The organism is Micromonospora rhizosphaerae (assembly GCF_900091465.1).
GTDB classification, from domain to species: domain Bacteria; phylum Actinomycetota; class Actinomycetes; order Mycobacteriales; family Micromonosporaceae; genus Micromonospora; species Micromonospora rhizosphaerae.
Genome location: NZ_FMHV01000002.1, coordinates 2991106 through 3003876 on the forward strand (window position 1 = coordinate 2991106; position 12771 = coordinate 3003876).

13 protein-coding genes are annotated in these 12771 nt (G+C 73.6%); 6 read left to right on the forward strand and 7 right to left on the reverse strand.

The features are described from left to right. A complete protein-coding gene (locus GA0070624_RS14355; RefSeq protein WP_091341296.1) occupies positions 1–201 on the reverse strand; it encodes a DUF397 domain-containing protein in 201 nt (66 codons plus the stop codon). Next, complete coding sequence (locus GA0070624_RS14360; RefSeq protein WP_425413549.1) at positions 189–914, reverse strand: DUF5753 domain-containing protein; 726 nt, start codon at positions 912–914, stop codon at positions 189–191. Before GA0070624_RS14360 ends, GA0070624_RS14355 begins: the two co-directional genes overlap by 13 nt. A 254-nt stretch (positions 915–1168) precedes the next feature. Between GA0070624_RS14360 and GA0070624_RS14365 the strand changes: the two genes are divergently transcribed. Both GA0070624_RS14365 and GA0070624_RS14370 read left to right on the forward strand, forming a co-directional pair. Further along, a complete protein-coding gene (locus GA0070624_RS14365) occupies positions 1169–1462 on the forward strand; it encodes a flavin reductase (protein WP_245718787.1) in 294 nt (97 codons plus the stop codon). Between the two features lie 170 nt (positions 1463–1632). Then, the gene (locus tag GA0070624_RS14370) at positions 1633–2358 is read left to right on the forward strand and encodes a PP2C family protein-serine/threonine phosphatase (protein ID WP_091341299.1); all 726 of its coding nucleotides are present in this window, start codon (positions 1633–1635) and stop codon (positions 2356–2358) included. A gap of 5 nt (positions 2359–2363) precedes the next feature. On the opposite strand, the gene hrpB is transcribed toward GA0070624_RS14370, so the two are convergent. From hrpB to GA0070624_RS14385, 3 genes are read right to left on the reverse strand one after another with little or no spacing between them, the layout of a single operon-like run. Continuing rightward, positions 2364–4943: an ATP-dependent helicase HrpB gene (gene hrpB, locus GA0070624_RS14375; protein WP_091341300.1), complete on the reverse strand. Its 2580-nt coding sequence runs from the start codon at positions 4941–4943 to the stop codon at positions 2364–2366. Positions 4944–4966: 23 nt separating this feature from the next. Continuing rightward, the gene (locus tag GA0070624_RS14380) at positions 4967–5167 is read right to left on the reverse strand and encodes a DUF397 domain-containing protein (protein WP_091341301.1); all 201 of its coding nucleotides are present in this window, start codon (positions 5165–5167) and stop codon (positions 4967–4969) included. 40 nt (positions 5168–5207) lie between these two features. After that, positions 5208–6050, reverse strand: coding sequence for a helix-turn-helix domain-containing protein (locus GA0070624_RS14385; RefSeq protein ID WP_091341302.1), 843 nt, complete (start codon positions 6048–6050; stop codon positions 5208–5210). Positions 6051–6189: 139 nt separating this feature from the next. On the opposite strand from GA0070624_RS14385, the gene GA0070624_RS14390 reads away from it, so the two are divergent. From GA0070624_RS14390 to GA0070624_RS14400, 3 genes are read left to right on the forward strand one after another with little or no spacing between them, the layout of a single operon-like run. Then, positions 6190–6816: a GOLPH3/VPS74 family protein gene (locus GA0070624_RS14390; RefSeq protein ID WP_245718788.1), complete on the forward strand. Its 627-nt coding sequence runs from the start codon at positions 6190–6192 to the stop codon at positions 6814–6816. A 47-nt stretch (positions 6817–6863) separates the two neighbouring features. After that, positions 6864–8387 carry an APC family permease gene (locus tag GA0070624_RS14395; RefSeq protein WP_091341304.1) on the forward strand — a complete coding sequence of 508 codons (1524 nt, stop codon included), beginning with the start codon at positions 6864–6866 and terminating at the stop codon, positions 8385–8387. Further along, positions 8384–8974, forward strand: coding sequence for a GNAT family N-acetyltransferase (locus GA0070624_RS14400; protein ID WP_091341306.1), 591 nt, complete (start codon positions 8384–8386; stop codon positions 8972–8974). The genes GA0070624_RS14395 and GA0070624_RS14400 overlap by 4 nt, the downstream gene beginning before the upstream one ends. A 196-nt stretch (positions 8975–9170) precedes the next feature. Here the strand turns inward: GA0070624_RS14400 and GA0070624_RS14405 are convergent, their stop codons facing one another. Then, positions 9171–9995 (reverse strand): SigB/SigF/SigG family RNA polymerase sigma factor, encoded by an 825-nt coding sequence (locus GA0070624_RS14405; protein WP_091341307.1) that lies wholly within the window; start codon positions 9993–9995, stop codon positions 9171–9173. A gap of 375 nt (positions 9996–10370) precedes the next feature. On the opposite strand from GA0070624_RS14405, the gene GA0070624_RS14410 reads away from it, so the two are divergent. Further along, the gene (locus tag GA0070624_RS14410; protein ID WP_091341309.1) at positions 10371–11141 is read left to right on the forward strand and encodes a hypothetical protein; all 771 of its coding nucleotides are present in this window, start codon (positions 10371–10373) and stop codon (positions 11139–11141) included. Here GA0070624_RS14410 and GA0070624_RS14415 read toward each other — a convergent pair. Further along, complete coding sequence (locus GA0070624_RS14415; RefSeq protein ID WP_425413550.1) at positions 11090–12673, reverse strand: phospholipase D family protein; 1584 nt, start codon at positions 12671–12673, stop codon at positions 11090–11092. The genes GA0070624_RS14410 and GA0070624_RS14415 overlap by 52 nt on opposite strands. Positions 12674–12771 lie beyond the last annotated feature (98 nt).

Sequence of the window (12771 nt, forward strand, 5' to 3'; positions counted from 1 at the left end):
TCAGGGCCGGCGAGCCGTCGCGAGCTGACCGATGAAGGTACGCCAGGCGCTCGGCGGGAAGGTCAGCGTGCCGCCGGCGCGGTCCTTGGAGTCGCGGACCAGCACCACGCCGGGCAGGTTGTCGGCGACCTCGACGCAGTTGCCGCCGTTGGAGCTGCTGCGAGTGCTGGTGCGCCAGCGGGCGCCGGTCAGGTCAGCCATGGTCGTGCCTTCAGGAGCTGGATCGACTGGTCACGCGGGAGCGCCACCGACCTGAGAGTGTCCCAGACCTGCCACAGGGCAGCAACGTCTTCCGTCATCCGCCCGGCTGCCTGGTCGTCCAGGTAGGCCACGTCGTCGCCGCCGTCCACGCTCGCGATCACGAATGGGCCGGCCTGGCCGGGATGGAAGCCGGCGCGCAGCGGCAGCACGTGCAGCAGGACGCGGGGGCGGTGCGCCATGGCGATCAGGTGGTCGAGCTGCGGCTGCATGATCTCGGGCTCGCCGCGGCGCAGCGCGGCCTCGTCGACGACGAAGACGGTCAGCGGCGGGCGGGGTCGGTCGAAGACCGCCGCCTGCCGGGCGATCCGGGCGGCCACGTAGCCCTCCACCTCGTCGTCGGCCAGGGGTCCGCTGCTCAGCACCGCGTGCGCGTACGCCTCGGTCTGCAGCAGGCCGGGCAGCACCGAGGTCTCGAACGAGCGGAGCGAGGTCGCCTCTTGTTCCACCTCGGCCCAGGGGCGGAACCAGGTCGGCTCGCGTCGGCGGACGACCTCCGGCCACAGGTCCCCGACCTCCCGGTGGAGCGCCCTGGACACCGCCGCCCGGTGTCGGGGATGCGGGACGCGTCCCGGCGTCACCCAGCGGGCGGCCGTCTTCGGGTCGACACCGACCCGCTCGGCCAGGGACTCGGCCGTCTCGCCCGCCTCGGCCATGGCGACCCGCAGCGCGTCGTTCACATCCGCCTCCACGCAGGACGTCCCGGACGTCCGCCGACCCTACCGCTACGCGGTGTGCCCGTCCCGCGACGCGCGGCACGCTCCTGTCAGCGGAACCGCCGGCGTGGCCCGAACCGTCGGCGGGACCGCGGGCCGCCCCGTCCACGGCGCCGGGGCGGTCCGCCCAGCAATACCCGAAGGAGGCCCCTCGTGCGTTTCCTGTCACCGCTCGGCCGTCGTGGGACGCCCGGGTGAGCCGGTCGGCGCGACCGCACGTGCCCATGCGGCCGCTGTGGCGGTGCCGGGCGTGCGGCGCGGAGTGGCCGTGTCAGCCGGCGCGGCTGGCGCTGCTGGTCGAGTACCGGGACGACCGGCCCGCGCTGCTGGTCTACCTGGGGACGCTGATGCACGAGGCGGGGGAGCAGCTCGCCCAGCTCAACGGCCACGCCCGCCCCGCCGACCTGCCGGACCGATTCCTCTCCTGGGCCCTCCCCCGCGGCCGTGACCCGGAGGAAGATCCCCGAGGGTCGAGCGGCCTCCGATAGGCCGGCAACGTCCGGGAAGCTGCTGCCTCGGGCCGCGCGGAGGCAGCAGGTTCCCCGAGGTTGCGGCCACAGCGATCGACCGCGGGGCGGCAGTGAGATTCGCCGCGCCACGAAGCCTCGTCCTGATCTCCTAGAGACAACTGCGCCCTTCGCCTGGCAGGCTGCCTCCCATGACCCTGAAGCTTCGTTCCGTGGGGGCGAGCGACCGTGGGCTGATCCGCAGCGGGAATCAGGACGCTCTCCACGCCGGCTGCTGGCTAGTCGCCGTCGCCGACGGCATGGGCGGCATGGCGGCCGGCGACCTCGCCAGCCGGATCGCCATCGACGCATTCGGGCCGCTGGACGTCGAGACCCCCGAGGACGCGCTGGTCGCCGCCCTGCAGAGCGGGATCGAGCTGGCCACCGCCCGGATCCGCCAGGCCGTCGCCGAGGACCCGGAACGCCAGGGCATGGGCACCACCCTGACCGCCCTGCTCTTTGCCCGCACCGGCAGCTGCCTGGCTCTGGCGCACGTCGGCGACTCCCGGGCGTACCTGTTCCGGGAGGGAGTGATGAAGCAGGTCACCCGGGACGACACCTTCGTGCAGATGCTCGTCGACCAGGGTGTGATCACGCCCGAGCAGGCCACCAGCCACCCGCGACGGGCCGTGGTGACCCAGGCGTTGCAGGGCGACGAGATCTCCCCGACGTACGCCACGATGGTGCCCCAGGCCGGCGACCGTTGGCTGCTGTGCAGCGACGGCCTCTCCAACGTCGTCCGCTCGGACACCCTCGCCGAGGTGCTGGCCGGCTATCCCGACCGGGAGGCCTGCGCCGGCAAGCTGATCGACCTGGCCCTGCGGGCCGGGGGCCCGGACAACATCACCGTGGTGATCGCCGACATAGTCGAAGAGTAGTCGGCTCAGCGACGCCGCGGCGTGGCGTGCCGGGTGGGCGCGGCGGTGGTCGGGTCCTCCGGCCACGGGTGCCTCGGATAGCGCCCCCGCAGCTCCGCCCGGACCTGCGGGTAGCCCACTCGCCAGAAGGACGCCAGGTCCGCGGTGACCGCCACCGGGCGGCCGGCGGGGGAGAGCAGGTGCAGCAGCACCGGCACCCGGCCGCCGGCGATCCGTGGTGCGTCCTGCCAGCCGAAGGTCTCCTGGAGCTTCACCGCCAGCACCGGCGCGGCCGGGTCGGCGTAGTCCACCCGGATCCGGGAACCGCTTGGCACGGCGAGCCGCTCCGGCGCCAGCTCGTCCAGCCGGGCCGCCTGCCGCCAGTCCAGCAGCCGGCGCAGCGCGGCGGCGACGTCGATCCGGGCCAGGTCCGCCCGCCGGCGGGCCCGGGCCAGCTCCGGCCCGAGCCAGCGCGGCACGTCCGCCAGCAGCGCCGGATCGGTCACCTCTGGCCAGCCGTCACCGAGCGCCTGCCGGCAGAACGCCAACCGCTCCCGCAACGCGGTGGCGGCCGGGGTCCAGGTGAGCAGGCCCAATCCATCCTGGCGCAGCCCGGTGAGCACCGCCTCGGCGAGCAGTTCCGGCTCCGGCGCGGCCAGCGGCCGGTCGGCCAGCTCGATCGCGCCCAGCCGGACCACCTCCCGGGCCACCACGTCGCCGCCGGACCAGGCCACCTCCCGCTCCTCGCGCAGCAGCGACCCGCCGGCCTCCCGGGCGGTCGCCTCGTCCACCGGGGTGGCGAGCCGCACCCGGGCGGTCGGCGCGCCGGGGGAGCGGTCGGCCACCGCGATCGCCAGCCACGCGGACCCGGCCAGCCCGGACCCGGGCGCCAGCTCCGCCGCGGTCCCACCCGTCATCAGGTACGACGACCCGCCGGCCCGCCGCGCCCGGGCCAGCCGCTCCGGGTACGCCAGACCCACCAGCAGCCCGGCCGCCAGATCGTCGGGGAGTCGGCCTCCGGCCCCGGCGTACGCGCCGTCGGTGGCACCCTCCCGGCGCAGCCGCCCGGGCGGCGCGCCCTCGGTCGGCCGGACATCGGCGGGAAGGGCGGCGCGGAGTCGGCGTACCTCGGCCCGCCAGCGGGCGGTGGCCGCGGGGTCGGTGCCGGCGCGCAGCCGGCGCCAGAGCGCGGTCAGGTCGTCGCCCGGCCCGGCGACGGTCTCCTCGGCCAGCAGCGCGACGACCTCCGCGGCCCGGCTGGCGCCCACCCGGCCCGCCCCGTCCAACAACGCCCGGGCCAGTCGGGGATGCGCCCCGGCTGCGGCGATCGCCCGCCCCCGCGCGGTGATCCGCCCGTCCGCGTCGACCGCGCCGAGGGTCGTGAGGGTCTCCCGGGCGACCGTCATGGCGGCCGGCGGCGGGGGATCGGGCAGCGCCAGCCCGGTGCCGTCCGGGTCGCCCCAGGCCGCCAGCTCCAGCGCGAACCCGGTCAGGTCGGCGGTGGCGATCTCCGGCTCCGGCTGCGGGGCGAGCCGGGCGTGGGTGGCCTCGGACCAGCACCGGTAGACCGCACCCGGGGCCTCCCGCCCGGCCCGGCCCGCCCGCTGGGTGGCCGCCGCCCGGGACACCGGGACGGTCACCAACGCGCCGAGGCCACGGGCCAGGTCGGTCCGGGGCACCCGGCTCAGCCCGGCGTCCACCACCACCCGCACTCCGGGCACGGTCAGGCTGCTCTCCGCCACCGCCGTGGCGAGCACCACCCGCCGGTGGCCTGTCGGGCGCAGCGCCGCATCTTGTGCCGTCCCCGGGAGCCGGCCGTGCAGCGGCAGCAACGCCACCTCGTCGCGCAGGTCGGCCAGGCGACCGGCGACCGAGGCGATCTCGCCAGCCCCGGGCAGGAACACCAGGACGTCCCCGCCGCGCTCGTGCAGCGCCCGCCGGACGGTCGCCGCCACGTGGTCGAGCAGCGCCGGGTCGACCCGGCCCGCGCCCGGCGCGGCCACCGGCCGGGGCGGCGGCGCCCAGATCCGTTCCACCGGGTGCAGGGCGGCCTGCGCCTCGACGATCGGTACGGGTCGCCCGGCGCCGCCGAGGAGCGCGGCGAACCGGTCCGCCTGCGGGGTGGCCGACATCGCCAGCAGCCACAGGTCGGGGCGGAGGGTCGCCCGGGCCTCCACCGCGAAGGCCAGCGCGAGGTCGGCGTCGAGCTGCCGCTCGTGGATCTCGTCGAGCAGCACCGCGCCGACCCCGGGCAGCTCGGGGTCGTGGTGCAGCCGCCGGACCAGCAGCCCGGTGGTGACCACCTCGATGCGGGTGTCCGGCCCGACCCGGCGCTCGCCACGGACGGCGTACCCGATCCGGCCGCCGACCCGCTCACCGAGCAGGGCGGCCATTCGGTGGGCGGCGGCCCGGGCGGCCACCCGGCGGGGCTGGGCGATCACCACCCGCCGCCCCGAGACCGCGTCGGCCACCGCGAGGGGCGCCAGGGTGGTCTTGCCGGTGCCGGGAGGCGCCACGAGCACCCCGCTGCCGGTCGCCCGCAGCGCCTCGACCACCGCCGGCAGCACCGGCCGGACCGGCAGGTCGAGGGGTACGTCGGAGAGCACGATCCCAATCTCGCACGCGGCGCTCAGGCCGGGCGCACCCCGTCCACGCCGGTGACGAAGGCCGCCCAGGCCGCCGGCGCGAAGATCAGGGCGGGACCGCGGCGGTCTTTGCTGTCCCGCACGGCGATCCGACCGCCCACGGCGGCGACCTCCACGCAGTTGCCGTTGCCACTGCTGCGCGTGCTGGTGCGCCAGTCCGCACCGGACAGGTCGAGCGCAGTCATCCCCGCACCTCTCGTCTTCCGTTGGCGTGCCGCCGGGCGGTCACGCAAAGTTACGAGAAGCTTCCGCCAGGCGGGCCAACGACGCCGCTGGATCCAGTGCCATTCGGCACAGCTCCTCATGCAGCAGGCTATACCGTTGCACCTGTGCAACATCCTCCAGAGCCAGCCCCATGGTGAGGTTGTCCAGGTAAACCACGGAGGCGTCGGCCGCCTCGGCGAAGCCGAGGATGACATACGGGGTGCTCATCGCCGGATGGCCACCGGCACCGAGTGGAAGCACCTGGATGGCTACGTTGGGTAGTTGGGCGAGCCGCGTCATGTGGGTGAGCTGATCCGCCATCACCGCCGTCCCGCCGACCGGGCGCAGCAGCACCGCCTCGTTGAGTACCACCGACAGCTGCACCGGCGACTCCCGGTGCAGCACGTCCTGCCGCCGCAGCCGGGCGGCGACCTTGCGCTCGATGCCGTCCTCGCCCGCGGTGATCCGATAGATCTCCCGGGCGTAGGCCTCGGTCTGCAGCAGCCCCGGCACCGCCTCGGCCTCGTACGTGCGCAGGGTCGCCGCCTCTGCCTCCAGCCCGACGTAGAACTCGAACCACTCCGGCAGGACGTCGCTGTACTTCTGCCACCAGCCGCGCTGCTGCGCCCCCCGGGCGATCTCAATCAGCGCCTCGGCGTCGACGCCGGTCACCTCGTAGAGGGCGAGTGCGGCCCGGACGTCCCGCGGTTTGATGCCGATCTGCGCGTTCTCGATCCGGGAGAGGTTGCTCTTGGACATGTCGAGTTGGCGGGCAGCGACATCGAGGGTCATCCCTGCGCATTCGCGCAGCTGACGGAGTTCTCGGGCGATGCGGCGGCGGCGGACGGTCGGGCTGGCGGTCACCCTCCGAGTCTGTCACGCCAAGATCCGCAGGTCGCGCAGGCACGGAGTGCAACCTTTGAATTCGGGAGTTGCATCGCAGGGACGCGAGGTGCATTCTCTTTCCGATATACGATCACTTGTGGACGGTCGGGAGGCTCGTTTGCTCATCGCTGACGAGTTCTTCCTCATCGTCCACAACGACAGTCGGGGCAGGGCCAGGCTGCACCCGGCGGCGACCGGGCTCGGGCTCGCCGCCGGCCTCATCGGCGAGCTGATCCTCTTCGGACGGATCACCGTCGCGTCTGGAATGGTAACGGTGCTCGACCGGCGACCGCCGGCCGACGCGCTCGCGCACACCGTGCTCGACCAGTTGGTCGGCGAGCCCCAGCACCAAGCGGTCCGCACCTGGCTCAGTTTCCTGGCCCAGACGGGGGTGACCTCGGTCGGCGAGCGGCTGGTCCGCGCCGGGGTGCTGCGCCGCCAGGAAAGCCGGCGGCTGCTGCGGTCCAGCCTCAGCTACGAACCGATCGACCTGAACACGCCAGCCTGGCCGGCGACCCGGCTGCGGACCCTGCTGGAGCGCCCGGATCCCGTCTCCGTGCCGGACGCCCTGCTGCTCGGCCTGATTGCCGCCACCGGGCTGACGCGCGAGGTGCTCTGGAGCGCCGGACCGCCGGTCCACCAGCGGCTGAACGCGCTCATCCCGGCGCTGCCCGCGCCGCTGAAGGAACTGGTCGGGCACACCGAGGCCGCCGTCGGCGCCGTGGTGCTGCGCGGCCTCCCCTGACCTCCGTGTCACCGCCCCCAACCTTCCCCTCGAACCGGAGCAGCCCCATGACCCCTACAGTCACAGCCGAACGTCCCAGCAACGTCTCCGAGGCCCTTGCCCGCGGCCGGCTCGGCGTACCGTCGGTCATCTTCTTCGTTCTCTCGGCCGCCGCCCCGCTGACCGTGGTGGCCGGCGTGGTCACCACCGGGTACGCCGTCACCGGGGTCACCGGCATCCCGCTGGCGTTCCTGGTGGTCGCGGTGGTGCTCGCCGTCTTCTCGGTCGGATACGTGGCGATGGCCCGCCGGCTGACCAACGCTGGCGCGTTCTACGCGTACATCGCCCGGGGGCTCGGCCGACCCGCCGGGGTCGGCGCGGCGTGGGTGGCGCTGATCGCGTACAACGCGCTGCAGGTCGGGCTCTACGGCGCGATCGGCGCCGCCGCCGAGCCCGTGCTGGAGCAGCTCTTCGGCGGCTCGCCCGCCTGGTGGGTGGTGGCCCTGGTCGCCTGGGCGCTGGTAGCGGTGCTGGGCGTGCTCCGGGTGGACGTGAACGGCCTGGTGCTGGCCGTGTTGCTGGTGGCCGAGATCACGGTGATCCTGGTCTTCGACCTGGCGCAGGTCAGCCACCCGGCCGGCGGCTCGGTCAGCTTCGCCACCCTGTCGCCGGACAACCTGCTGGTGCCGGGGGCCGGCGCGATCCTGGTGCTGGCCACGACCGGTTTCACCGGGTTCGAGTCCGCGGTGGTGTTCAGCGAGGAGAGCAAGGACCCGAAGCGGACCGTCCCGATGGCCACCTACCTGTCGGTGGCGATCATCGCCGGTCTGTACGCCTTCTCGGCTTGGACGATGACCGTTGCGACCGGGCCGAACCGGATCGTCGAGGCGTCCCGTGAGCAGAGCACGGCCCTCATCTTCAACCTCGCCGGCGCGCACCTCGGCGACACAGCGGTGACCATCGGCCAGGCGCTCTTTCTCACCTCGCTGCTGGCGGCGATGATCTCGTTCCACAACACCACCGCCCGGTACGCCTTCGCGCTCGGCCGTGAGCGGGTGTTGCCGGCGCTGTTCGGGCAGACCTCGCCGCTCACCGGGGCGCCGCGGGTCGCCTCACTGGCGCAGAGCGCGCTCGGCCTGGTCGTGATCGTCCTCTACGCGGTCGCCGGCTGGGACCCGCTGGTGCAGTTGTTCTTCTGGGGCGGCACCGGCGGCGGGTTCGGCGTGCTGCTGCTGATCGCCGCCACCTCGGTGGCGGTGATCGCCTTCTTTGCCCGCACCCGGATCCAGGAGACGCTGTGGCGGCGAATGATCGCCCCCACCCTCGCCGCGATCGCGCTGGCCGCCGTCATCGTGGTCGCGGTGGACAACTTCGCCATTCTTCTCGGAGTCGCCCCGGACTCGCCGCTGCGCTGGGCGATCCCGGCGGTCTACCCGGTCGCGGCGCTGCTCGGGCTGCTCTGGGGGCTGGTGCTGCGCGGCACCCGGCCGGACGTGTATGCCCGGATCGGGCTGGGCGCGGAGAGCGCCGTTGCCGGCCTGCCGCACGCCTCAGACGAGGTGGTGCCGGCCGGGGCGGAGGCGTCGCGGTGACTGACCTGCCGGTCGAGCGGCTGGGTCCGGCGGAGACCCGGGCGGTTGCCGAGCGGATCGCCGGCGCCTTCCGGGTCCTCGACGTGACCCGTTGGCTGGTGCCGGACGAGGCGAAGCGGGAGGCGGTGCTCGCCGACAACTTCGAGATCCTGGTCGACCACGCGATGCGGCACGGGATGGTGCACGGCACGGCAGACCGGGCGGCGATCGCGGTCTGGTTTCCGCAGATCGGCGAGCCGGCTCCGCCGCCGGCCGACTACGACGCCCGGCTCGCGGCCGCCTGCGGCGAGTGGACCCCGCGGTTCCAGCACCTCGACGAACTGTTCGAGACCCACCACCCGCACGCCGATCACCACCACCTGGCGTTCCTCGCGGTCGCGCCGGAGCGGCAGGGGCAGGGGCTGGGCAGCGTGCTGCTGCGACACCACCACGCCCTGCTGGACGCCGGGGGTGTGCCCGCGTACCTGGAGGCGAGCAGCGAGCGCAGCCGCGACCTGTACGCCCGGCACGGCTACCGGGTCGCCGAGCCGTTCCGCCTGCCCGACGACACCCCGTTCTATCCGATGTGGCGCGACGCGCTCGGCTGAGCGTTGTCGGCGACCCCCGGCTGTCCACTGAGGCCGGGGATCGCCGCCGATCCCCCCGCCCGACGGTCGGCTCGCTCGACCTGCTGGTGCATGAGCCGAGCGTGGACACGAAAGGGCCCGGCCGGCGAACCGCCGACCGGGCCCCGCAGACGTGGCGATGGCCGGGCCCGCCGACCCGGCCATCGCCACCACCCCCTCAGTACGTTCCGTCGAGCTGCCCCCGCAGCCTTGTCAGCGCCCGGGCCAGCAGCCGGGACACGTGCATCTGCGAGACGCCGATCTGCTCGGCGATCTGCGACTGGGTCAGGTTGCCGTAGAAGCGCAGCGTGAGGATCTTCTGCTCGCGCTCGTCCAGCGTGGCGAGCGCCGGGCCCAGGGCGACCCGCAGCTCGGCCAGCTCGAACTCGCTGTCCTCGCCGCCGAGCATGTCGCCCAGCTCGGTCGCCCGGTCGCCGTCGCCGGTCGGGGTGGACAGCGAGACCGCGTTGTACGCGCGCGCGCCCTCCAGGCCCTCCAGGACCTCTTCCTCGGTCAGCTTGAGGTGGGCGGCGATGTCGGCGACGGTCGGCGAACGGCCGAGGGTCTGCAGCAGCGAGCTGTTGGCGTCGGAGATGGCCAGCCGCAGCTCCTGGAGGCGGCGCGGCACCCGGATGTCCCAGGTGCGGTCACGGAAGTGCCGCTTCAGCTCGCCGATGATGGTCGGGATGGCGTAACCGGCGAAGTCGACGCCGCGCGACGGGTCGAACTTGTCGATCGCCTTGATCAGGCCGACGGCCGCGGTCTGCGCGAGATCGTCGGTGGGCTCGCCGCGACCGCTGTAGCGGTGGGCGAGGTGGTTGGCGAGCGGCAGCCAGGCCTCGATCGCCTTGTCGCGCAGCGCGGCGCGCGACGGGTGGTTGGCGGGCAGCGCGGCCATCGCGTTGAGCAGATCGGCGGCGCTGTCGGTGAGCGCGCGCGGGTCGAGCTTCTCGGTGGTGGACGGCGGTGTGGCCGTCTGCTCGCTGATCGTTGACGCGGTCATGGGTGGTCCTCCCTGCACCTCGTCCGCGGATAAAGACGTGACGCTTCGGTTTAGGCTCGAGTTGTCCGTTCGGGACTCACCCTAGCCTGATCGGCTTGCAGAAATCTAGCCGAACGGACGATGTACTTAAGTCGTGTTACGGCCCTAAGCGGCAGGCAGTGGACATAACTCCGCCGGTTTTGTGATCACGGTTACCGGCCCGGTCGTCCGGCCAGGCCCACCGGACGACCGGTGCGGCGGTGGATGGTCGTCGTGTCGCTCGGGCCGAGCGGCCAACGTGAAAACCGACAAGCGGCTCACATTGTCGACTTTTCGTCGTTGTCCCGTCGGCGAGACCGCCCGTAGCGTCCGTGAGTACACGTCTACGGAGGCACCGTGCTCGATCCCGCCGCTCCGCAACTCGTCGTCAACTCCCGGGTGCTGCTGTTCAGCTGGCTGCCCGCGGATCCCGACGCGGTGGCGGCACTCGTCCCGGCGGGTCTGCGGCCGCGTCCGGACCGCCAGGTCTTCCTCTGTCAGTACGTGGTGGACGACGCGAGCCAGACCTCCGGCTTCGGCGCGTACTCGCTCACCTACCTCGGGGTGTCGCTGGTCGGCCTGGACCCGCCGGAGGGGGACACGCCGGCCGGGTGGTGGACCCACTACCTCGCCTCCAGCCCGGTGGTCCGGGAGTACGCCGCCGCCCGCGGCGCCCCGGCCGGGGCGGGGCAGACCAGCCTCGACGTGCGGGGCGAGCAGCTCACCGCGGAGACCCGTGCCGACGGGAGGCCGGTGATCCGGGTGCGGGCCCGCGTCGGCCACACCAGCCACGTGATCCGGAGCGGGCACCACCGCTACCTGACCGCCCGGAATGGAGAGTTGGTCAGCGCCGACTACCCGTACGTCGCCGAGCCGGTCACGCCGTTCGAGATCGAGTCGGTGGAGTTCCTCGCGCCGGAGGACCCGGTCTACCCGCTACGCCCGGCCAACCCGCTCACCATCGCCTGGGGCTTCTACTCCCCGCGGGTGTCGTTCGCCTACCCGGCCGCGCAGAACGCCCTCGACGCGCCGCCGACCGGGCACGTGCCGTCAGCGCGCGGCGAGCCCCAGCCGGTTCACCAGGTGCCGGCGCGTCGGGCCCGCAGCGGCCTGCCGTCCGGGTCGTAGATCAGCCGGTACGCCGGCACCGCCCAGATCCGGGTGTGCCAGGGCAGCCGCTCCGGCTGGTGCGGGCGTAACCGGCCCGGTGGCCGTGGGCCGACCCGACCCGAGTCGTGCCAGCGTTGCAACGCGTCCGCGGCCGAGGTGAGCGCCTCGACCGCGGCGGCCGGGTCGAGCAGGTCGTGATCCTCGCCGCCTTCCGGGTCCCGGTCCAGGTGCTCCCGCAACAGCCGCAGCCGCAGCTCACGGGCGAAGACCCGGGCGCCGTCGCCCAGCCCGGCCGGATCCGTGGGGGCCCGCTCGTCCCGCGTCTCGTCCAACACCGCGCAGGAGAGCTCGCTGTCGTGCGTCCAGGAGCGGCGGTTGAAGTTGTCGCTGCCCACGCTGGCCCAGACATCGTCGACCACGCAGACCTTCGCGTGCACGTAGACCGGGGTGCCCTCGTGGTTCTCCAGGTCGCAGACGTGCACCCGGTCCGGCGCGGCCCCGTGACACAGCGACAGCGCCTGCTCTCGGCCCACCATGTTCGGCGGCAGCGCCAGCCGGCCGTCCACGTCCGGGTGGCGCGGCACCACGGCCACCAGGTGCAGCTCCGGATTGTCCCGCAGCGCCGTCGCGAAGAGGTCCGCCACCTCGGTGGACCACAGGTACTGATCCTCAAGATAGATCAGCCGGCGGGCCCGGCGGATGCCCTTGGTGTAGGCGCGGGCGACGGTCCGCTCGCCGTCCGGGGCGAAGGAGTATCGGGGCCGGACCGTCGGGTAGGTGCGCAGCACCTGGACGTGGTGGGGGCCGCAGGGCGGGGGATCGGCGGGCTGGTCGGGCAGCGGGTCGGGGCTCAGGTCGTCGCCGCGCAGCCGGTCCCGAAGGTAGGCCAGCGGGTTCTCCGAGTCCAGTGGCATCGGGTCGGTCCACCGCTCCCGGAACGTGGTGTCCAGGGCGCCGACCACCGGCCCGCGGACCGCGAGCTGCACGTCATGCCAGGGCGGGTGGTCGCCGTACTTCGGGGACATGTTCACCGCCTGCGGGTCGCCCCGGTGCATGGCGTCGTCGCGGCGGCTGTGGCACAGGTCGATGCCTCCGGCGAAGGCGATGTCCCGCTCGGGCGCGTCCGGGTGGCGCAGCACGACGAGCTTCTGGTGGTGCGAGCCGCCGCGCCGGACCCGCTGGTCGAGCAGCACCTCGCCGCCGGCCGCGCAGATCGCCTCGCTGAGGTTGCGGTTCTCCTCCTCGCTGTAGGAGAGCGCGTCGAGGTGGGACCGCCAGATCAGGCCCTTGACCACCACCCCGCGCTGGGCGGCCTGCGAGAAGAGCTGCACCACCGTCGGACCGTCCGGGCGCATCCGCTGGTCCGGGTCGCCCCGCCAGTCGGTGAAGAAGAGGTGGTCACCGGCCCGCAGCGCCTCCACCTCGCGGACCAGCCGGTCGAAGTAGGCGGCGCCGTGAATCAACGGCTCGGCGAGGTTTCCGTTCCTCCAGACCGGTAACTCTGACACCGGGTTGGCGCGTTCCGGTGCCGTGAGGAACCACTCCTGCATCGACACGTTCCAGCCTCCGGAGGTCGATTACGTCCTCACGGTAGAACCCCCGCGACGGGTACGCACGCCGGCTTTCCGGTGAGTGCCTCGTGGTGGTC

Excerpts from the sequence above, each read along its gene's own strand:
- GA0070624_RS14355 (WP_091341296.1), bottom strand. The coding sequence starts at position 201 with ATGGCTGACCTGACCGGCGCCCGCTGGCGCACCAGCACTCGCAGCAGC.
- GA0070624_RS14360 (WP_425413549.1), bottom strand. The coding sequence starts at position 914 with ATGGCCGAGGCGGGCGAGACGGCCGAGTCCCTGGCCGAGCGGGTCGGT.
- GA0070624_RS14370 (WP_091341299.1), top strand. The coding sequence starts at position 1,633 with ATGACCCTGAAGCTTCGTTCCGTGGGGGCGAGCGACCGTGGGCTGATC.
- GA0070624_RS14380 (WP_091341301.1), bottom strand. The coding sequence starts at position 5,167 with ATGACTGCGCTCGACCTGTCCGGTGCGGACTGGCGCACCAGCACGCGC.
- GA0070624_RS14395 (WP_091341304.1), top strand. The coding sequence starts at position 6,864 with ATGACCCCTACAGTCACAGCCGAACGTCCCAGCAACGTCTCCGAGGCC.
- GA0070624_RS14405 (WP_091341307.1), bottom strand. The coding sequence starts at position 9,995 with ATGACCGCGTCAACGATCAGCGAGCAGACGGCCACACCGCCGTCCACC.
- GA0070624_RS14415 (WP_425413550.1), bottom strand. The coding sequence starts at position 12,673 with ATGCAGGAGTGGTTCCTCACGGCACCGGAACGCGCCAACCCGGTGTCA.